Origin of the sequence: Kaistia terrae, assembly GCF_026344005.1 — a bacterium.
Taxonomy (GTDB): domain Bacteria; phylum Pseudomonadota; class Alphaproteobacteria; order Rhizobiales; family Kaistiaceae; genus Kaistia; species Kaistia terrae.
In genome coordinates, this window is record NZ_JAPKNH010000004.1 from 412687 (window position 1) to 433205 (window position 20519).

Consider the following 20519-nt stretch of genomic DNA (forward strand, 5'->3'; position numbering starts at 1 on the left):
GGGAGTGAGGATGCCATGTCCGCGATAGAAATTCCGAAACCGGACCCGCGCATTCTGGCGCGCCGCGATGCCATCGTCGCCGGACTCGCCGCGCTGCTGCCTCCGACCTCGCTGATCACCGAGGAGGATGAGCGCCGCGCCTATGACACGGACGCGCTCACCGCCTATCGCCGCGTCCCGCTCGCTGTCGTCCTGCCGGAAACCACCGAGCAGGTTTCCAAAGTGTTAACATTCCTGAACCGGGAAGGCGTGAAAGTTGTTGCTCGCGGCGCCGGCACGTCGCTGGCCGGCGGCGCCATTCCGAGCGAGGACGCTGTCGTTCTCGGCGTCTCGAAGATGAGCCGCATCCTCGACGTCGATACCGCCAACCGTACCATCCGCGTCGAGTCTGGCGTCACCAATCTCGGTGTTTCCGGCGCCGTCTCGCATCTCGGCTTCTTCTATGCGCCCGACCCGTCGAGTCAGCTTGCCTGCACCATCGCCGGCAACATCGCGATGAACTCCGGCGGCGCGCATTGCCTGAAATATGGCGTCACCACCAACAACGTGCTGGGCGTCAAGATCGTGCTGATCGATGGCACCATCGTCGAGATCGGCGGCGCGCATATGGATGCGTCGGGCTACGATCTGCTCGGCCTGATCGTCGGTTCGGAAGGCCAGCTTGGCATCGTCACCGAGGCGACGCTGCGCATCCTGCCGCTGGCCGAGGGCGCGCGGCCGATGCTGATGGGCTTCCAGTCGGCTGAGGATGCCGGCGCCTGCGTTGCTGCGATCATCGCCTCCGGCATCATTCCGGTCGCGATCGAATACATGGACCGCCCGGCGATTCAGGTCTGCGAGGCTTTCGCGCATGCCGGCTATCCGCTCGACGTCGAGGCGCTGCTGATCATCGAGGTCGAGGGTTCGGAAGCCGAGATCGAGGATCTGATCGGAAAAATCACGCGGATTGCCGCGGACTACAACCCGTCCGGTCTGCGCATCTCGCAATCGGAAGCCGAGAGCGCTGCGATCTGGAAGGGTCGCAAATCTGCCTTCGGGGCGATGGGCCGGCTTGCCGATTATATCTGCATGGATGGCACCATCCCGACCGGCCAGCTTTCCGCTGTCCTGACCGGCATCGCCAGGATCTGTGAAGGCTACGGCCTGCGCGTTTCCAACATCTTCCATGCCGGCGATGGCAATCTGCACCCGCTGGTTCTGTTCAACGCGAATGATCCGGAAGAGCAATACAAGGCCGAGCGCTGCGGCGAGGACATCTTGAAGCTCTGCGTCGATCTCGGCGGCTGCCTGACCGGGGAGCACGGCGTCGGCATCGAGAAGCGCGACCTGATGACCTATCAGTTCAACACCATCGATCTCGACCAGCAGATGCGGGTGAAGACTGCGCTTGATCCGCAATGGCTGTTGAACCCGAACAAGGTGTTCCCGCTCGCAGGACGTCCCGTCTGATGTGCCAGATCATCCAGGAAGCATGCCGATGACCTCGATCCTTCTCCCCGACAGCGAGGCCGAGATCGAGGCGATCGTGCATGAGGCGGCGCAGTCGCGCAGCCCGCTGGCGATCCATGGCGGCGGCACACGACCGCTTGGCAGGCCCGTCCACGCCGACCGCGCGCTGTCGACGAAGCTCCTGACCGGCATCACGCTGTATGAGCCGTCGGAACTGGTCATTTCGGCTCGTGCCGGCACGCCACTCGCCGAAATCCAGCAGACGCTGGCTGCCAATCGTCAGCGCCTGCCGTTTGAGCCGATCGACTATCGCCGCCTGCTCGGCAATCACGGTATCCCCACCATCGGCGGCGTGACGGCTTCGAACAGTTCTGGCCCGCGCCGTCTGCAGTCGGGCGCTGCGCGCGACTCGCTGATCGGCGTTCGCGCCACCACCGGGCGGGGCGAGACTATCAAGTCCGGCGGCCGCGTCATGAAGAACGTGACCGGCTATGATTTCGTCAAGCTGCTGGCCGGCTCCTGGGGCACGCTCGGCGTGCTGACAGAGGTTACCTACAAGCTCATTCCCGAAGCCGAGACCGAGCTGACGCTGCTTCTGACCGGCCTTTCGGCGCAGCGCGCCGTCGAGGCGATGACGGCGGCGCTCGGGACGCCTTTCGAGGTGACGGGAGCCGCGCATCTGCCGGCGATCGACGGGATGCCGACGCGGACCGCGCTGCGGCTCGAAGGTTTTGACGCCTCGGTCGCCTATCGTACCGACCGGCTCGATCAGGTGTTGAAGCCGTTTGGCGCCTTCGAGACCATTACGGCCGAGGCTTCGCGTGTGCTCTGGAGGACGATACGCGATGTCGAGGCGCTGGAGACGCCGCAGGATGCTTCGATCTGGCGGATCTCGGTCCGGCCGAGCGATGGCCCAAAAGTGGGCGAACAGCTCGTCACGCGGCTTGGTAGCCGCGTGCTCTATGACTGGGCAGGCGGCTTGATCTGGGCGAGTGCGACGCCGGAAGGCGATGGCGGCGCTTCGGTCGTGCGCGGGGCGGTTGCGGCCGTCGGGGGTCATGCCACGCTGGTGCGCGGGTCGCCGGAGCTGCGCGCGACCGTGCCGATCTTCGAGCCGGAGACGCCGGGCGTGGCGGCGATGAGCCGCCTGATCAAGGCGACCTTCGATCCGGCCGGGGTGCTCAATCCGGGGAGGATGTGAGCCATGCTTCAAAGCGCGATGGATTGTCCGGCGCGGCCGCCGGCGCTTTGCAGCGCCGGGGCCAGCGCGCTGGCGCTATTCGGTGAAGCGGACGACGCCGATTTCGCAGACGTCGACGTTCTCTTCGACCACTTCGCTGTCGTCGACAAACACGCCCTTAAAGTCGAATTTGCAGTAGCCGCTGCCGTCATCCATGTTGATTTCGATCGATCCGCCGGCCGGAACCTGGTCGTCGCCGAGAATATCCTCTTCCCAATCCTTGGAGCCGACGTTCGAGGCATAGAACTCGTTCAGATCGGAACTGGTCTCGTTGATGATCTTGACCTTGCGGTTTTCCGCGCTGGCCGATCCGCCGAGAACCAACGACGCGAAAAAGGCCGCTCCCACGGCTGCCCACAGACGATGCTGCATAGTTATTTCCTTGAGTGCGCCGAAGAGATTTCGCGCGTCTCGCCAATGCCAGATGCCCTTGGGTCGCGCAAGCACGATTGTGCGCCGTCCCTAACCCCGCCCGCGGCGGCAGAGTGAACCATGCAAACCTCCTTTTCCCTCGCCCAGCTCGCCGACCCGGATGTCCGTGAATCCGAGAAGATCCTGCGGACCTGCGTGCATTGCGGCTTCTGCACCGCGACATGCCCGACCTATGTGCTGCTTGGCGACGAACTCGACAGTCCGCGCGGGCGCATCTACCTGATCAAGGACATGCTGGAGGGCGGCAAGCCGGCCAACGAGCAGGTCGTCAAGCATGTCGATCGCTGCCTGTCTTGCCTCTCCTGCATGTCGACCTGTCCTTCCGGCGTGAACTACATGCACCTCGTCGATCATGCGCGCGCGCATATCGAGGAAACCTATGACCGGCCCTTGGCCGACAAGGCGATCCGTTCGGCGCTCGCCGCCGTGATGCCCCATCGCAACCGCTTCCGGCTGGCGCTTGTCGCGGCCGCCGCCGCGCGACCTTTCGCAGGTCCGATCGGCAAGGTGCCGGGCTTCAAGCGCATCAGCGCCATGCTGAAGCTGGCGCCGCGCTTCCCGCATGGCCGCACGGCTTCGGAAGGTCCGGGCACGTTCCCGACGACGGCCGAGAAGCGTGGCCGTGTCGCGCTGCTTTCCGGCTGCGTCCAGCCCGTGCTCGATCCCGGTATCAACGAGGCAACGATCCGCCTGCTGAACCGTGTCGGCGTCGAGGTGGTGATTGCCAAGGGAGAAACCTGCTGCGGCTCGATCACCCATCACATGGGCAAGTCCGAGCAGGCGCACGCGACCGCGAAGCGTACCATCGACGCCTGGATCGCCGAGATGGACGGCGAGGGCCTCGATGCCATCATCATCACGGCGTCGGGCTGCGGTACGACGATCAAGGATTATGGCTTCATGTTCCGCGAGGATCCTGTCTATGCGGAGAAAGCGGCGCGCGTGTCAGCGATCGCCAAGGACATCACGGAATATCTGGAAAGCCTGAAACTGGCGCCCGTCACGGCTCCCGCGCCTCTGACGGTCGCCTATCATTCTGCCTGCTCGATGCAGCACGGCCAGCAGATCAAGACGACGCCGAAGACCCTGCTTTCGAAGGCGGGCTTCACCGTGCGCGACGTGCCGGAGGGGCATCTGTGCTGTGGTTCGGCCGGCACTTACAACATGCTGCAGCCGGAGCTTTCGCAGCAGTTGAAGGCGCGCAAGCTGGGCAATATCGCCAAGGTCTCGCCGGATGTGGTCGCCACCGGCAATATTGGCTGCATCACCCAGCTTTCGGGCGGCGTGCCGGTCGTCCATACGATCGAACTGCTGGATTGGGCCTATGGTGGCCCAAAGCCGGCCGGTCTTCGTGGCTGATGTATGCATCGCACCGTTCGCGCCGTGCGATGTCGGCCAAAATCAGAGGTCGCTGGCGTTGAGCATGCAGGAGGCGTTCGCCTGTCTGGAATAGACGCGCGCCGCCGCATGTTCGATCCGTTCCCGATTGGCGTCGAACATGCGCAATGCCGCGTCTTCGTTCTGGCCGACGCTGGGGTCGATCCGGGCAATGGCATCTGCCTCAAGATAGAACGAGACTTCCTTCGCACTATCATGACCCCAGAACTGAATCCTATGGCGCGATTCGTTGTAACTTCGGCTTCGATTGGGAAAATGAAGGCTCATTCCTCAAGCATACGCTCAATCCGACCGAAGCGTTACCGATATCGAGAGGCCGCGCTTGGCCATTAGTACCAAGGCGGGCGGTGTCTTAAATCTTCCCGAAAACAGGGAGGCTTCAGAACGACACCGTCGTGAGACGCTTCAGGTCGGAGTGCATGACTTGTCGATTAGGCGAGGTTTGGTTCGCTATCGACGTCCATCCGCCTATCTAGTCTTTGGGCGCGTGTGCGCCACCAGTCGAGGCCAGTAGCACGCGCTCTACGCGGCGATCCGGCACCAGCCACATCAGCGCGACACCGACATAGCCGGCGATCGCGATCCATGGGTTGAGAAATGCGAGGCCAATCGCTGCGGCATAGATCACCACCGATATCTTGCCCTTGCGGTCATGGCCGAAGGCTACGGCCAGTGCTGAATCCGCGCCTTCGAGCCGGATGAGGGAGCGGGCCAGGATGTAGTAGGCGATGCCCGACATCATCAACACGAAGCCATAGACCGCGACCGGCACGGATTCGATGTGGTTCTCGCCCATCCAGGCAGTGGTGAAGGGCGTCAGTGACAGCCAGAACAACAGATACAGATTGGCCCAGAGCACGCTGCCTCGGACATGGCTTACGGCATGGAACATGTGGTGATGATTGTTCCAGTAGATGCCAATCATGATGAAGCTCAGGACGTAGCTGAGAAAGACCGGCACAAGCGGTAGCAGCGTGTGGATGTCCGCCTGATGCGGGACTTTCAGCTCGAGCACCATGATGGTGATGATGATGGCGATCACGCCATCGCTGAAGGCTTCGATCCGGCTCTTGTTCATGCGCATGGCTCCACCGCAATGAGGCTCTCACGCTAGCCCGTTGCGCGTCGCCGCTCCATCGCCTTTCGGAGAGCGGCTCGTCCCGAACGAGGTCCACTCGTCTGGCAAACTTTCGCTCACAGACCAAGTTGCCCACGGCCGATCTGTCTGCGGCACTTGCGTGGTCGCAAAGCCGTGCTAGGCTTCGCCTGTCTCATCGGGGTGCCCTGATCCATCGGATCTTGGCTGAGAGGTCTTCGGACTAACCCGCGAACCTGATCCGGATCATGCCGGCGGAGGGATTGAGCCAAGCGCCTGGATGCTCAAGCACCTGGATGTTCTTGCCGTCTTCCGTCCTGCGTCACAGCAAAGGACGTCTACTCGTGTCTTCCACCCTCATTCGCAATCTGACGATTTCCGACGCCGCAAGCGCGCTTGATGCTATGCGAGCGACCCGTCCTCTCGTTCAGAACATCACCAACTACGTCGCCATGACGATTTCGGCCAATGTTCTGCTCGCCGTTGGCGCGTCGCCTGCCATGGTCCATGCGGTCGAAGAGGTCGACGAGTTCGTCGCGATTTCCAATGCGCTGGTGATCAATGTCGGCACTCTTTCGCCGCTTTGGATCGAGGGCATGCAGCGGGCGGCCAAGCAGGCTGTCGCGCTCGGCAAGCCCTGGGTGCTAGATCCCGTCGGCTGCGGCGCAACGAAATTCCGCACGGACTTCGCCGTCGAGATGAGCCGGGCCGGTCCCGCCATCATTCGCGGCAATGCCAGCGAGATCATGAGTCTGGCGGGCGCTGCCGGTGCAGGGGGCAAGGGCGTCGATTCGACCGCCTCCTCCGACGCGGCGCTCAAGGCCGGCAAGGCACTGGCGCTCGCCAGCGGCGCGATCGTCGCCATCACCGGCGAGACGGACTACGTCACCGACGGTACGCAGGTCGTGGCGATTACGGGCGGTAGTGCACTGATGCCGCTCTCGACCGCGCTTGGCTGTGCTCTGTCGGCGACGGTTGCGGCCTTCGCCGCCGTGCGCCCGCCCTTCGAGGCCGCAGTCGCGGCCATTGCCGTCTATGGCGCGGCCGGTGCCGCCGCCGCCACGCGCGTGACCGGGCCGGGGCATCTCCCCGCAGAGCTTTGCGACGCGCTTCATGCGGTCGATGCCGACATGATCGCGCGCTACGCGACGATCCGGGTTGTTGAAGAGGTGAATGTCTGATGCGCCGTCCTTTCGATCTTTCGCTCTATCTCGTCACGGACGAGGACCTGGCCGGACCGCGCGGCGTCGCCGAGACGGTGCGGGCTGCCATCGAGGGCGGCGTGACGCTCGTCCAGCATCGCTTCAAGCAGGGCTCGACGCGCGATTTCGTTGCGACGGCTTCGGCGCTCGTGGAAATCCTGCGTCCGCGCGGCATTCCGCTCATCATCAACGATCGCGTCGATGTCGCGCTGGCCGTCGATGCGGATGGCGTCCATGTCGGCCAGAGCGACATGCGCGCGGCCAAGGTGCGTGAACTGATCGGCCCGGATCGCATCCTCGGTCTCTCGGCGGCGCAGTTTCATGAACTGACGCCGGAAGAACTCGGCCCGCTCGATTATCTCGGCGTCGGCCCGGTCTTCGCCACGGCGACCAAGCCGAACGCGCCCGATCCGATCGGCTTCGAGCATCTAGGCCGGATCAAGGCGGCGGCAGGCCTGCCGGTGGTCGCCATTGGTGGCCTCAAGCCCGAGCATGTCGAGCCGACGCTGGCGGCCGGCGCCGATGGCCTCGCCATCGTCTCCGCCATCATGGCGGCGGAAGATCCGGCCAAGGCGGCGCGCGAATTTGCCGATCGCATCGCGCGCTACCGGGCGCAATAGGGCGACTTATTCCAAAACGGAACAAGTTCTGCCCTGATCATGCAGGTTCAGTTGAAGACGGCGGCGTGGCATAGTCCGCTCCAACGTGCCCACCGAGGAGTTGTCCATGTCCGCCACCAACGCTGAACGCCTGGTCGTCAAGGGAGCCCTGGGCCCCCGTTTCGACGAGATCCTGACGCCCGAGGCGCTTGCCTTCGTCGCCGAACTGCATGGCCGGTTCGACGCCAAGCGCCGCGCTCTGCTCGAATTCCGCAATGAGCGTCAGGTCTTCTTCGACAATGGCGGGCTGCCGGACTTTCTGCCCGAGACCAAGGCGATCCGCGAGGGCGACTGGAAGGTCGCGCCGATCCCGGCCGACCTGCAGGACCGTCGCGTCGAGATCACCGGCCCGGTTGATCGCAAGATGATCGTCAACGCGCTGAATTCCGGCGCGAAGGTGTTCATGGCCGATTTCGAGGATGCGTCCTCGCCGGTCTGGGCCAACATGGTCGAAGGGCAGCTCAACCTGAAAGACCGTTGGGCCAACCAGATCGACTTCAACGACCCGCGCAACGGCAAGGACTACAAGCTCGGCCCCAACCCGGCCGTGCTGATCATCCGTCCGCGCGGCTGGCACCTGCCCGAGCGCCACATCACGTTCGACGGCGCGGCCGCCTCCGGCTCGCTGGTCGATTTCGGCCTCTACGTCTTCCATAATGCCAAGGCGGCGCTGGCGCAGGGCTCGGGCGCCTATTTCTACCTGCCGAAGACCGAGAGCCATCTGGAAGCCCGTCTCTGGAACGAGGTGTTCACCTTCGCAGAGCAGGAACTCGGCCTCACGCATGGCTCGATCAAGGCGACCGTGCTGATCGAGACTCTGCCGGCGGCCTTCGAGATGGACGAGATCATCTATGAGTTGAAGGACCACATGGCCGGCCTCAATTGCGGCCGCTGGGACTACATCTTCTCGTTCATCAAGACGCTGCGTAACAACAAGGCGTTCCTGCTGCCGGATCGCGGCCAGGTCGTCATGGGCAAGGCGTTCCTGCTCGCCTATTCGGAACTGCTGATCAAGACCTGCCACCGCCGCGGCGCCTTCGCCATGGGCGGCATGGCGGCGCAGATCCCGATCAAGAACAACCCGGAAGCGAACGCCGCTGCCTTCGCCAAGGTTCGCGCCGACAAGGAACGCGAGGCCAATGCCGGCCATGACGGCACCTGGGTCGCGCATCCGGATCTGGTGCCGGTCGCGATGGAAGTGTTCGATCGCCTGATGCCGACGCCGAACCAGCTGACGCGCCTGCGCAAAGAAGTTTCCTTCGGCCAGAAGGACATGCTCGCCATCCACGAGGGCACCCGGACGGAAGAAGGCCTGCGCCACAACATCCGCGTCGGCGTCCAGTATATCGAGGCGTGGCTGCGCGGCCGTGGCGCGGTGCCGATCTACAACCTCATGGAAGATGCGGCGACCGCCGAGATCAGCCGTGCGCAGATCTGGCAGCAGCTCAATTTCGAGGCGACGCTGGAAGACGGCCAGAAGGTGACGGAAGAGCTGTTCCGCCGTGCGCTGGCCGAGGAAATGGAAGTCGTGAAGGGCGAGGTCGGTCCGGACAATTACGCCGCCGGCCGCTTCCCGGAGGCGATCGAGCTGTTCGCGCAGCTCTCGACCGCCAAGACCTTCGAGGCGTTCCTGACCGTCCCGGCCTACAAGCTGATCGACTGATCCACGTCGATTGACGCGAACCTCGCGTTCAGCAAATATCGCGGCAGGCTGATGCAGCCTGCCGCTTGCGCCCCTTGGGGTATGGTGAATGTATCGGATGGAATGAACCTGATCCGTTGGCTCCGGCGAACGCCTCAGCAATGCAAGCACTGACGTGACTGCGTTCGCCCTGAGGCAAAGGAACAGGAAACATGCGCGATTTTCGCGATGCCAAATCCATGGCAAAGGCGCTTCGGGCCTCGATGGCCGAGCGCAATATCGAACTCTCCCACAGCGAAACGCTGGAGATTGTCGCCCGCCAGTTTGGCTATGACGACTGGAACATCCTGGCGGCCGAGATCGCTTCGCCACCGGCGGAAGCGGCCGGGACCGGCGACCTGCAATTCAAGCAGATCATCCCGATCCTGCGGATCTTCGACATCGCCAAGGCGATGGAGTTTTATCGCGATTTCCTTGGCTTCGCGGTCGATTGGGAGCATCGCTACCATGAGGGCATGCCGCTCTATGCGCAGGTTTCGCGCGACGGCATGGTGCTGCATCTGAGCGAACATCACGGCGATGCCAGCCCAGGCTCGACCGTCTTCGTCTGGATGCAGGGGATCGAGGCGTTTCACCGCGAGCTGAGCGACAAGAAATACGGCTACTCGCGCCCGGGACTGGAAAAGACCGGCTATGACGCGCGGATGTTCGAAGTGCCGGATCCGTTCGGCAATCGCATCCGGTTCAATGAACGGGATGCCGTCGGCGGCTAGAGACTGCCTCGATATCAGCAGAACAAAAGACCCATCCCGATCAATCGGGATGGGTCTTTTTGCGTCTAGATCTCGACGGCGGTCGGGACGGGGTTTCGGCCGCCGCGCAGCGGGCGCTCTTCCATGATCAGCAGCAGCACGAGCGAAATGCCGATGCAGATCGTTGCCGCGATGAAGACGCCGCTGAACGCACCGGCCAGCGAAATCCCGGCCTCTGCGGCTGCCGCGATCTTGGCCTCGACCGAGCCGCCTTCACCGCCGGAAATCGCGCCGAGGCCGCCCAGGAAGATCGCGCCGAAGGCCGCCACCAGGATGGCGCTGCCGAGCGAGCGCATGAAGTTGATCGTTGCCGTGGCCGTGCCGAGGTGATGCGCCTGGACGGCGTTCTGCGCCACGACGATTGTCACCGGGAACAGCGTGCCAAGACCCGCGCCGATGAAGGTCAGCAGCACCTCGATCGAGATAAGATCAAGCCGGCCCGCGAAAAGCGCAAGCACGCCGGTCAGGATCATCGCAACCGTAAGCCCGATCGTCGGCGAGCGCTTGTAGTGCTGCACGCGCGCCATCACGCGGCCGGAGAACTGGGCGCCGAACACCGTGCCGATCGAAAGCGGGATCAGCGCGAAACCAGATTCAGCCGCCGACAGATGCAGGACGGACTGGAAAAACAGCGGCATGTAGATCGAGAGGCCGACCATCGTGCCAATGCCGAAGAAGCCTGCGAGCGTCGCTGTCGCCACGACCTGATCGCGCAGCACACCGACCGGCAGGAAGGGCTCCGGCGCCGTCAGCACGCGGGTGACGAACAGACCCCAGGCCGCCGCCGAGGCGACGAGCAGGCTGACAATCTGCATCGAACTCCACGGATAGGAAACGCCACCCCAGCTGAGGGCGAGCAGCAGGAGGACAGCGGCCGCGACGAGCAGTACGGCGCCGATGACGTCGAGCTTGTGCGGCCGGTCGTTGCGCGGCAATTTCTTCAGCGCGTTGAAGGTCATGGCGAAGGCGATGAGGCCTAGCGGCAGGTTGATCCAGAAGATCACCGACCAGTGCAGCGCCTCGGAAAGCACGCCGCCCAGCACCGGGCCGGCGACGCTCGCCAGCGCAAACACGGCGCCGAAATAGCCCATATATTTGGCGCGTTCCTTTGGGGAGATCGCGTCGCCGATGATGGTATGGGCGAGCGAGATCAGTCCACCGCCGCCCAGGCCCTGCAGGAAGCGGGCGAGGATCAACCCGGTCATGGTTGGCGCGATGGCGCAGGCGATCGAGCCGATGATGAAGATCACGATGGCGATCAGCAGCACGGTGCGGCGGCCGTGAATGTCGCTAAGCTTGCCATAGAGCGGCGTGACGGCTGTCGCGGAGAGCAGGTAGGCTGTCACAACCCAGGCGATGTTCTGGAGATCGCCAAGCTCCCGACCGATGGTCGGCAGGGCGGTCGCAACGATCGTCTGGTCGAGAGCTGCAAGGAACATCGCCAGCATGACGCCAAGAATGATCGAGCGGATGGTCGCGTGGTCGAGCGGAGCCGGGCCGGAACGCGGGGAAACGGTAGCATCCATGGAAAAATCGCCAATGTGATTGTGCGCCGGCCGGGGGTGGGCCGGGAAAAAGACGCCTGATGAATCGGGTTCAGCAAGGGCGGCTAATACTAGCGCCGTTGCCTCTGGATCTCAATGCGAGCGCGGTGGAGTACCGTGCCCGCCGCGGAGGTTAGTGGCCGCCACCGGCGCCGGCCGGGGCTGGCTGGGGCTTGCGGGCGAGCGGCACCAGCAGCACGATCGCCGCGAAGATGATGGCGAGCACCAGGAAGACGTCGGAGAAGGCCATCACCAACGCTTCGCGCTTGACCGACAGGGTCAGCGTCTTGATCGCCGCGATATTGGCATCGCTGCCCAATGTCGCGGAGAAGCCCTTGGTCATCACGTCGAGGCGCTCGGTTGCCGCCTCGCGGCCCCACTGCACCTGCTCATGCAGGCGCGTGATGTGCAGGTCCCAGCGGTTGTTGAGGATCGTCGTGATGACGGCAAGGCCGACGGCGCCGCCGAGATTTCGGGTCAGGTTGAACAGGCCGGAAGCGTTCTTCATCCGCTCGGGCGGCAGCGTGCCGAGTGCCAGCATCGACACCGGCATCATCGAGGTCATCAACGCGACGCCGCGCATGGCCTGCGGAATGAACAGTTCGTTGAAGGCCCAATCCTTGGTGATCGGCACCAATTCGAGGCAGGACAGCGCGAACAGCGACAGGCCGAACGCCATCATGTAGCGCGGGTCCATCTTCTGGCCGAGCCGGCCGACGATCGGCGCCGTCATCATCATGAACAGGCCGGTGACGAACATCGTCTCGCCGATCTGCAGTGAATCGTAGCCGCGTACCCGGGCCAGATAGACCGGATAGAGGTAGACCAGACCGTAGAGGCCGACGCCGAGCATGAAGGAGAACAGCGCGCCGGTCGCGAAATTGCGGTTGTTGAAGGCGCGGACATCGACGATCGGCTCTTCCGCGCGGAGGACGCGCCAGAAGAACAGAGCGCCGGCGACGATCGTTACGACCGCCAGGATCGCGATTGTTTCGTCCTGGAACCAGTCATTGGCCGAGCCTTCTTCCAGCACATATTCGAGGCTGCCGAGGAAGGCCGCGAGCGTGATCAGGCCGAGATAGTCAAACTTCTGCAGCAGCTTGAAATTGGGCTTGTCCCAATCGACGAAGGCCAGCACGCCGATCGTGACGCAGATGCCGGGAATGACGTTGACCAGAAACAGCCAGTGCCACGAGAAGATGTTGGTGAGATAGCCACCGATCGTCGGGCCGACCGTTGGGGCCAGCGTCGCGATCAGGCCGACAATTGCCGAAACCATGGCGCGGCGGTTCGGCGGGAAGATCGTGAAGGCCGCCGCGAAGACCGCCGGAATCATGCCGCCGCCGATAAAGCCCTGCGCGGCGCGCCAGGCGATCATTTCGCCAATTGACGAGGAACTGGCGCAGCCGATCGAGGTGATGGTGAAGCCGCCGGCCGCGATGGCGAACAGATAGCGCGTTGACAGCGCGCGGCCGAGGAAGCCCGATAGCGGGATCATGATGATCTCGGCAATCAGATACGCCGTCTGGACCCAGGAGATTTCCTGCGCGCTGGCGGAAAGGCCGGCCTGGATCTCGGTCAGCGACGACGAGACGATCTGGATGTCGAGGATCGCCATGAACATGCCGACGGCCATGGCGACGAAGCCAAGCGTACGGCGGGGCGTCATCTCGGGCAGAGCGTTTGGTTGCGGACCGGCCATGATCGTCTCCTGGGGCTATGCCCCTAAAAAGCGCCAGTTGCGAAGCTCTGGCGGCACGGCCGTGCGCGACGGTCGGGTTCGACGAGAGGGGAGTGGGTGGCCGGTAGGGACGGCATGCCCAGTTCCCCTCTCGAAGCGCTCTCCCGAGGGAGAGAAGCTGGATCAGTTGTTCGCAGCGACCGCGCCATCGCCGGTGCGGCTGTCGATCTCGACAACCACGGAGAGTCCGGGACGGAGATTGCCTTTCGCCGCTTCCGAAGCGGGGATGCGGATGCGAACCGGCACGCGCTGCGTGATCTTGGTAAAGTTGCCGGTCGCGTTGTCGGCCGGCAGCAGGCTGAAGACAGCGCCCGAAGCCGGAGCGACGCTCTCCACCGTGCCTTCGATCGTGGCATCGGAATAGGCATCGACGCTGACGGTCGCGCTGGCTCCGGGCCGGATCCGGCCAAGCTGCGTTTCCTTATAGTTGGCGTCGACATAGACATCCTGCAGCGGCACGACCGCCAGCAGGCGCTGGCCGGTGGCAACATATTCGCCCGGATCGACGGCGCGGTTGCCGACGACGCCGTCGAACGGTGCGCGGATGACCATGTGGTCGAGGTCGAGCTTCTTCTGGTCGAGCGTCGTCTGATATTGGTCGAGCGCTCGCTCGGCTTCGACGCGCTGCGCCTGCATGACGGCGACATTGGCCTCGGCCGTGGTCAGGCCTGCCTTGGCCGATTCAACGGCCGCCGCGGTCTTGTCCTTGGTCGCCTGGGCCTGCTGCAGCGACTGCTGCGACGCGAACTGATTTTTTGCAAGCGTAGACGCGCGAGCGAGATCGGCGACGGCGAGCTCCGCGTCGGCATTGGCGGAGGCGATCGACGTTCTGGCCTGCTCGACGCCGGCTTGGCCGGCCTCGATCTGCTTGTCGATCCGGGCGACGGCAGCCTGCTGGGCCGCGATCTGGTTCTCGGCCGCGGTGACGGCGAGCTTTTGATCGGAATCGTCCAGATAGACCAGCGGATCGCCACTCTTCACCGCTGAATTGTTGGCGATGGCGACCTTGGTAACGTAGCCGGAAAGCCTTGGCGCGACGGTCGAGGTATCGGCGCCGACATAGGCGTCGTCCGTCGAGACCATGAAACGGCCGACGGTCCACCATTCGTGGCCGAAATAGGCGCCTGCCGCGATGGCCACAGCCGCAACCGTCAGAAGAAGAAACCGCCGCCGCCCGCCGCGCTTGGCCGGGGGTACAGCAATCGCAGGCTTGGCAGTGCCGCTCTCGCCGGGCGCGGAGGGCCGCTCGGCAAGGGGTGTCGCCGGCGACGGCGGTGTTGCTTCGGTTTTCCTCAGCTGGATCGGCTCCAGCTCGGAAACGCCGGTATCGTCAGGGGTCTCGACAAGTGCGACCTTTGCCATGACTCGTGTCCTGTCCTTCAGCCCCGAAAGCATTTTGACCGAACGGTTCGGTCAACGGCGCTTGAATTAGGCTCATTGACTGTTTAAATCAAGATCGAACTGAACGGTTCGGTCAAAAAATCGTGCGCCGCAACATGAAGGCCGGTCCGGTTGGTTTGGTCGCCGCTTCTTGGTAATTTCGAATTGGACAAAGGTGGTCCCTGACTCGCAACAGCGGGAGCGCCTGCAAAAAGGGAGAAATGTTGTGTCATTCGTCGACGCTACCCGTGAGGCCGAAGAGGTCGGAGCGGGGCAGGATTCGCGAAAGCGCGAGCAGATCATGCGCGGCGCGAGTCAGGTCTTTCTGGAGAAGGGCTTTGATGCGGCGAGCATGAACGACATCGCCCGTGCGGCCGGCGTCTCGAAAGGCACGCTCTATGTCTACTTTGCCAATAAGGAACGGCTGTTCGTCGAACTGATTTCGACCGAGAAGCGCGAGGAAGTTTTCCGGATCGTCTCGCTCGATTTCGAAAATCACGACGTCGAGGCGGTCCTGAAGAAGTTTGGCCGCGAACTCTGCGCGATATTGACCAAGCCCTATTACATCAAGGCGATGCGGTCGGTGTTCTCGATCATCAACCGGATGCCGGAAGTGGGCGTCGAGTTCTATTCGAACGGTCCGCTGCTGTGCACGGAACTGCTTGCCAAATATCTGAACGCACAGACCCAGGCGGGCGTCCTGGAGACAGATGATCCGTTGCTCGCGGCCCAGCAGTTCGTTGAACTGTCGCAGAGTGGCGTCATGCGCAGCGTCTTGTTCGGCGTTATCGATACGCCGAGCCCGGAAGAGATCGGACGTCGCGTCGATAGTGCCGTCAAGATTTTCATGAAGTCCTACAAGGCGCCGCAGTCGGCCTTGGTCAACTGAGAGAGCCGCTCATCGTTTCATGAAAACGCTGAACGGCTCTAACTCTTTGTCTTTTCGAGCTTTCTTCGCGTGTAGCAATAACCCGCTCCGCTCGAAAACGCCCTAACGGACGACGACCTTCGTTCCGACGGGAACGCGGCTGTAGAGATCGCTCACATCCGCATTGACCATGCGAATGCAGCCAGACGACACATTGTGGCCGATCGTCCAGGGTTCGCTGGTGCCGTGGATCCGGAAGATCGTGTCGTTGCCGCCCTTGTAGAGATACATGGCGCGGGCGCCGAGCGGGTTCTTTGGGCCGCCTTCCATGTAGGCGGGGAGGATGCGACCCTTGGCGCGTTCGCGGGCCCGCATGGAGGCCGGCGGCGTCCAGCCCGGCCATTCGGCCTTGCGCCCGATCTTGACGTTGCCCTGCCAGCCAAAGCCCTCGCGGCCGACGCCCACGCCATAGCGAAGCGCCTTGCCGTTGCCCTCGACGAGATAGAGATACTTCTCGTTCGAATGGATGATGATGGTGCCGGGCTTCTCGCTCGTATTGTAGCGGACACGCTGGCGCTGGTACTTGGCGGGCAGCGAAGCGCCGGGGCCGGAAGCTCGCACTCCGAAATTGTCGCTGGGCTGGAAGAGCTTCTGGAAGAAGTTCTCGGCCTGTGCGCTGCCACCCGCGGTCAGTGAAACTGCTCCGGCGATGAGCGAAGCGGCTAAGGCGCGTTTCAGATTCATAGGGTCCCCCGTTCAGCCAATCGCGCCGTGTCGGCGCGGTTCTCGAAAAATCTACGATAGAATCGCAGTTCTGCCACGGCAACCAGCGTGCGAATCACGGGGCCGTGATTGTGATCGCGATCACAGTGGCTTCATTCTCCCGGCAGGCGATTAAGGTTCGGTAACGCCACGGCCATCTTGCCGTCAGGTGATCCCCGCAATAGTGGTCGGCGGACAGGGTCGGCCTGTGCTGGTTGGAGAGTTCTATGCACAAGCTCAAGTCGGCGCTGGCGACAGTCCTGCGGATTTCACTTCCCTATTTCCGCTCGAACCAGAAGTGGATCGCGCTCGGCCTGTTGGCCATCGTCATCGGGCTTCAGCTCTTTGGCGTCTGGCTCGACGTTCGGTTCAACCAGTGGAACAATGATTTCTACACGGCGCTGCAAAAGCGCGACTGGGCCGTCTTCGCCTATCAGATGTTCGTCGTGTTCTCCTGGATCGCCGCGCTATCGATCCTTTCCGGCGTCTATCAGGCCTATTTCCAGCAATGGCTGCAGCTGAAGTGGCGCACATGGCTGACCCATCGCTATGTCGGTCGCTGGATGGCGGATGGCACGCACTACCGGATGCGCCTCGCTGGAAACCCGGCTGACAACCCGGATCAACGTATTGCGGACGATACCGACCGTTTCACCGACGGAACGCTGACCATCGGCGTCGCGCTACTCGGCCAGGTCGTGTCGCTGTTCTCGTTTCTCTTCATCCTGTGGGGGCTGTCATCCGGTCGCCCGCTGGTCCTGTTCGGCACCGCCTACAATATTCCGGGTTACCTGGTCTGGACGGCGCTCGGCTATGCCATTGTCGGCACGTTCCTAGCCCATTGGTTCGGCAAGCCGCTGGTAAGGCTCAATTTTCTGCAACAGAAATACGAGGCGGACTTCCGCTTCTCGCTGGTCCGACTGCGTGAGAATTCCGAAGAAGTGGCGCTGCTGCATGGAGAAGCTCCGGAGCGTCGCGCGCTTGGCGAGCGCTTCGACAAGATCTACGGCAACTTCGTCGCGCTGATGAAGCGGCAGAAGATCCTCGGATTCTTCACCAGCGGCTATGTGCAGATCGCGATCATCTTTCCCTTCATGGTCGTCAGCCCGCTCTATTTCTCCGGCGCGATGGAGCTTGGCGACCTGATGCAGACGGCCTCCGCCTTCGGCTCGGTCCGCATGGCGCTCTCCTTCTTCGTCACGGCCTACGCGACGCTCGCAAGCTGGAAAGCTGTGGTCGACCGTCTCGATGGCTTCGAACATGCGATCGACATTGCCGAGAGCCCGGAGATGCAGGGCCCCACGCTTGCCGCCGACAATGCCGATGCCGATCTCACGATCCATGGTCTTGTCGTCAGCCTGCCTGATGGTCGCGAAATCGTCGACGTGCCGGAGCTGAAGCTGGCGCCGCGCGAACGCGTGCTTTTGACGGGCCCATCGGGCTCGGGCAAATCCAGCCTGTTCCGCGCGGTGGGCGGGGTATGGCCGTTCGGAAATGGCTCGATCCAGATTCCCGAAGGCGCCAACCTGCTGATCCTGCCCCAGGGCGCCTACATGCCACTTGGCTCCATTCGGGCGGCACTTGCCTATCCCGGCGAGCCCGAGGGCCTTGAGACCGATCGGGCGACCGAGGCACTTTCGGCAGTCGGCCTTTCGGGACTGGCGGACCACCTCGACGAGGAGGCGCATTGGGGCAACCGTCTTTCCGGCGGCGAACAGCAACGCATCGCGATCGCCCGCGCCATTTTGGCCAAGCCCGACTGGCTGCTTCTGGACGAAGCAACGAGCGCGCTCGACGAAAAGGCGGAGGCGTCCGTCTATGATCTCATCCGCCAGCGTCTGCCGGAGACGACGGTAATCTCGATCGGGCATCGCTCCAGTCTGGCGGTCCTGCACGACCGCTTTCTCGAACTCGTCGCGAATGGCGGCGGCGGCCATGTTCTGGTCGAGAGGCAAGAACCGGCGCTTGCGCCAGCGTAGACAAACGTTCCGCGCCAAACGTCGGCGCCGGAATTGTTTCCCTCGGTTGAACAGTGTGTCGTGTCGTGGCTACGTTTCGGCAGGCAATCAGATCGTGTAAGTTTTGATCCAGATCAAACGAGCACGCCGATCCGGCGCCTGGAGAAACTTATGACCGATACCACTTCGCAGAAGCTGATTGTTCCCGCCTTCGGCGGTCTCTACGCGGCTACGCCCGTCTTCGAGGCCCTGCTGCGCTTTGTCGTCGGCTTCTGGCTGGTTCCCCACGGCGCGCAGAAGCTGTTCGGTCTGTTCGGCGGTGGCGGCATTGAAGGCACTGCAGGCTTCTTCGCCCAGATCGGCCTTCAGCCGGCGATCCTGCTGGCAACTCTCGCTGGCCTCGGCGAATTCTTCGGCGGCCTGTTCCTGGCGATCGGCCTGCTGACCCGTCCGGCCGCTCTGGTCGCAGCCTTCGTCCTGCTGGTCGCCACGCTGAGCGTTCACCTCGGCAACGGCTTCTTCATGGCCACCGGCGGCTTCGAATATGCCTCGCTCTGGTTCTTCGCCGCGCTCTATTTCTTCTTCAAGGGCGGCAACCAGTATTCGGTCGACGCCAAGCTCGGCCGCGCTTTCTAAGGCGATAAGTTCTTCGTACGCTTTGACAGGCCGCCCTTCGGGGCGGCCTTTTGCATTTCAGAAGGTCCTTGCGCTTCAGCGTCATGCGGGCGTGAGGTTGCCCGTTCAAGGTCGATGCGGTACGAAACGCGCCGCTAGACGCGGTACAAAATGTACCTTCGGATGCGATACCAAATGGTTCGCTCGAGAGACGGGATCGACGACATGGCCGAGAAAGAAAAGACGAACGCCTTGAAGGCGCGCCTGCCGCGCGGGCTCGTCGATCGCCATGCCGGTGCGATCAAGACGGCGGATCGGATGATCGCCACGATTCGGGACGTCTACGAGCTCTATGGCTTCGAGCCGGTCGAGACGCCGCTGATCGAATACACGGATACGCTTGGAAAATTCCTTCCGGATCAGGATCGTCCCAATGAGGGCGTGTTCTCGTTCCAGGACGATGACGAGCAGTGGTTGAGCCTGCGCTACGATCTGACCGCGCCGCTCGCCCGCTATGTCGCCGAGAATTACGACCAGCTGCCGAAGCCCTATCGCAGCTATCGCAATGGCTGGGTGTTCCGCAACGAGAAGCCCGGCCCGGGCCGTTTCCGCCAGTTCATGCAGTTCGACGCCGATACGGTCGGCTCCGCCTCGCCGGCAGCCGATGCCGAAATGTGCATGATGATGGCTGATACGCTGGAGGCGCTCGGCATCAGCCGTGGCGACTATCTCATCCGCGTCAACAACCGCAAGGTGCTCGACGGCGTCATGGAGGCGATCGGGCTCGCCGGGCCTGAGAATGCCGGCAAACGGCTGACGGTGCTGCGCGCCATCGACAAGCTCGACAAGTTCGGCCCCGAAGGTGTCCAGCTTCTTCTTGGCGCAGGCCGCAAGGACGAGAGCGGCGATTTCACCAAGGGCGCGGGCCTCGACGAGGCCGGCGTTGCGACGGTGATGAAATATGTCGCCGCCCAGTCGAGCGTCGGCAATGAGGCGACGGTCGCGAGCATTCGCCAGCACATCGAGATGGGACCTTCCGGTGTCGAGGGCCTGAATGAACTCGACCAGATCTCGGTCATCACCACGGCGGCCGGCTATTCCGATCGAATCAAGATCGATCCCTCGGTCGTGCGCGGGCTCGAATATTACACTGGCCCCGTGTTTGAGGCCGAGCTGCTGTTCGAGACCGTCAACGAAAAGGGCGAGCCCGCCCGCTTCGGCTCGGTCGGCGGCGGCGGTCGTTATGACGGACTGGTTGGACGTTTTCGCAGTGAATCCATTCCCGCGACCGGCTTTTCCATTGGCGTTTCGCGCCTGATGGCGGCGCTGACGGCGCTCGGCAAGGTCTCGGTCGAGGCCGAAATCGGTCCGGTCGTCGTGACGATCTTTGATCGTGACCGCATCGGCGAATACCAGAAGATGGTCAAGGAACTGCGCGACGCCGGCATTCGCGCCGAACTCTACCTCGGCGGCTCCGGTCCCAAGGCACAGCTCAAATACGCCGATAAGCGCAATGCTCCCTGTGTCATCATCCAGGGCGGCGACGAAAAGGCGAAGGGCGTCATCCAGGTCAAGGATCTGGTGCTCGGCAAGAAGATGGCGACCGAGATCTCCGACAATGCCGCCTGGCGCGAGGGGCGTCCGGCACAGGTCGAGGTTCCCGAGGCGGATCTGGTCGCAGCCGTGCGCGAGATCCTGGCGCGACAGGCGGGGTGAGCGAA

General features: G+C 63.1%; 18 protein-coding genes and 1 riboswitch. Of the genes, 11 read left to right on the top strand and 7 right to left on the bottom strand.

The features are described from left to right. Positions 1–15 precede the first annotated feature (15 nt). A complete protein-coding gene (locus OSH12_RS14455; RefSeq protein ID WP_266344265.1) occupies positions 16–1449 on the top strand; it encodes an FAD-linked oxidase C-terminal domain-containing protein in 1434 nt (477 codons plus the stop codon). Positions 1450–1477: 28 nt separating this feature from the next. Next, positions 1478–2650 carry an FAD-binding protein gene (locus OSH12_RS14460; RefSeq protein WP_266344266.1) on the top strand — a complete coding sequence of 391 codons (1173 nt, stop codon included), beginning with the start codon at positions 1478–1480 and terminating at the stop codon, positions 2648–2650. Positions 2651–2725: 75 nt separating this feature from the next. Here the strand turns inward: OSH12_RS14460 and OSH12_RS14465 are convergent, their stop codons facing one another. After that, a complete protein-coding gene (locus OSH12_RS14465; RefSeq protein WP_266344267.1) occupies positions 2726–3061 on the bottom strand; it encodes a hypothetical protein in 336 nt (111 codons plus the stop codon). Positions 3062–3181: 120 nt separating this feature from the next. Between OSH12_RS14465 and glcF the strand changes: the two genes are divergently transcribed. Beyond that, a complete protein-coding gene (gene glcF, locus OSH12_RS14470; protein WP_266344268.1) occupies positions 3182–4480 on the top strand; it encodes a glycolate oxidase subunit GlcF in 1299 nt (432 codons plus the stop codon). Positions 4481–4522: 42 nt separating this feature from the next. Here glcF and OSH12_RS14475 read toward each other — a convergent pair whose 3' ends face one another. Both OSH12_RS14475 and OSH12_RS14480 read right to left on the bottom strand, forming a co-directional pair. Then, positions 4523–4786 carry a DUF1488 family protein gene (locus tag OSH12_RS14475; RefSeq protein ID WP_266344269.1) on the bottom strand — a complete coding sequence of 88 codons (264 nt, stop codon included), beginning with the start codon at positions 4784–4786 and terminating at the stop codon, positions 4523–4525. 205 nt (positions 4787–4991) lie between these two features. Continuing rightward, positions 4992–5597: a TMEM175 family protein gene (locus OSH12_RS14480; protein ID WP_266344270.1), complete on the bottom strand. Its 606-nt coding sequence runs from the start codon at positions 5595–5597 to the stop codon at positions 4992–4994. Between the two features lie 187 nt (positions 5598–5784). Further along, positions 5785–5895, top strand: a riboswitch (TPP riboswitch). 64 nt (positions 5896–5959) lie between these two features. Here OSH12_RS14480 and thiM point away from each other — a divergent pair. The 4 genes from thiM (at position 5960) to OSH12_RS14500 (ending at position 9891) form a co-directional block, all read left to right on the top strand. Next, positions 5960–6796, top strand: a complete 837-nt coding sequence (thiM, locus tag OSH12_RS14485) for a hydroxyethylthiazole kinase (RefSeq protein ID WP_266344271.1) — start codon at positions 5960–5962, stop codon at positions 6794–6796. Further along, the gene (gene thiE, locus OSH12_RS14490; protein WP_266344272.1) at positions 6796–7437 is read left to right on the top strand and encodes a thiamine phosphate synthase; all 642 of its coding nucleotides are present in this window, start codon (positions 6796–6798) and stop codon (positions 7435–7437) included. Before thiM ends, thiE begins: the two co-directional genes overlap by 1 nt. A 106-nt stretch (positions 7438–7543) precedes the next feature. Next, positions 7544–9139: a malate synthase A gene (gene aceB / locus OSH12_RS14495; protein WP_266344273.1), complete on the top strand. Its 1596-nt coding sequence runs from the start codon at positions 7544–7546 to the stop codon at positions 9137–9139. Between the two features lie 191 nt (positions 9140–9330). Then, the gene (locus OSH12_RS14500) at positions 9331–9891 is read left to right on the top strand and encodes a glyoxalase superfamily protein (protein ID WP_266344274.1); all 561 of its coding nucleotides are present in this window, start codon (positions 9331–9333) and stop codon (positions 9889–9891) included. A 65-nt stretch (positions 9892–9956) separates the two neighbouring features. Here OSH12_RS14500 and OSH12_RS14505 read toward each other — a convergent pair whose 3' ends face one another. From OSH12_RS14505 to OSH12_RS14515, 3 genes are all read right to left on the bottom strand, one after another. Then, entirely contained in the window at positions 9957–11456 is a 1500-nt protein-coding gene (locus OSH12_RS14505) for an MDR family MFS transporter (RefSeq protein ID WP_266344275.1), read from the bottom strand. A 151-nt stretch (positions 11457–11607) separates the two neighbouring features. Next, entirely contained in the window at positions 11608–13176 is a 1569-nt protein-coding gene (locus OSH12_RS14510) for a DHA2 family efflux MFS transporter permease subunit (protein ID WP_266344276.1), read from the bottom strand. A 162-nt stretch (positions 13177–13338) separates the two neighbouring features. Continuing rightward, positions 13339–14577, bottom strand: a complete 1239-nt coding sequence (locus OSH12_RS14515) for an HlyD family secretion protein (RefSeq protein WP_266344277.1) — start codon at positions 14575–14577, stop codon at positions 13339–13341. A 244-nt stretch (positions 14578–14821) separates the two neighbouring features. Between OSH12_RS14515 and OSH12_RS14520 the strand changes: the two genes are divergently transcribed. Next, the gene (locus tag OSH12_RS14520) at positions 14822–15484 is read left to right on the top strand and encodes a TetR/AcrR family transcriptional regulator (RefSeq protein ID WP_266344278.1); all 663 of its coding nucleotides are present in this window, start codon (positions 14822–14824) and stop codon (positions 15482–15484) included. Between the two features lie 102 nt (positions 15485–15586). Here the strand turns inward: OSH12_RS14520 and OSH12_RS14525 are convergent, their stop codons facing one another. Next, a complete protein-coding gene (locus OSH12_RS14525; protein WP_266344279.1) occupies positions 15587–16207 on the bottom strand; it encodes a L,D-transpeptidase in 621 nt (206 codons plus the stop codon). 245 nt (positions 16208–16452) lie between these two features. On the opposite strand from OSH12_RS14525, the gene OSH12_RS14530 reads away from it, so the two are divergent. The 3 genes from OSH12_RS14530 to hisS all read left to right on the top strand — a co-directional run bounded on the left by OSH12_RS14530 (position 16453) and on the right by hisS (position 20514). Beyond that, positions 16453–18204: an ABC transporter ATP-binding protein/permease gene (locus tag OSH12_RS14530; protein WP_266344280.1), complete on the top strand. Its 1752-nt coding sequence runs from the start codon at positions 16453–16455 to the stop codon at positions 18202–18204. A 150-nt stretch (positions 18205–18354) separates the two neighbouring features. Then, on the top strand, positions 18355–18819 hold the full coding sequence (locus OSH12_RS14535; RefSeq protein WP_266344281.1) for a DoxX family protein: 465 nt from the start codon (positions 18355–18357) through the stop codon (positions 18817–18819). Positions 18820–19023: 204 nt separating this feature from the next. Next, the gene (gene hisS, locus OSH12_RS14540; RefSeq protein WP_266344282.1) at positions 19024–20514 is read left to right on the top strand and encodes a histidine--tRNA ligase; all 1491 of its coding nucleotides are present in this window, start codon (positions 19024–19026) and stop codon (positions 20512–20514) included. Positions 20515–20519: the final 5 nt, after the last annotated feature.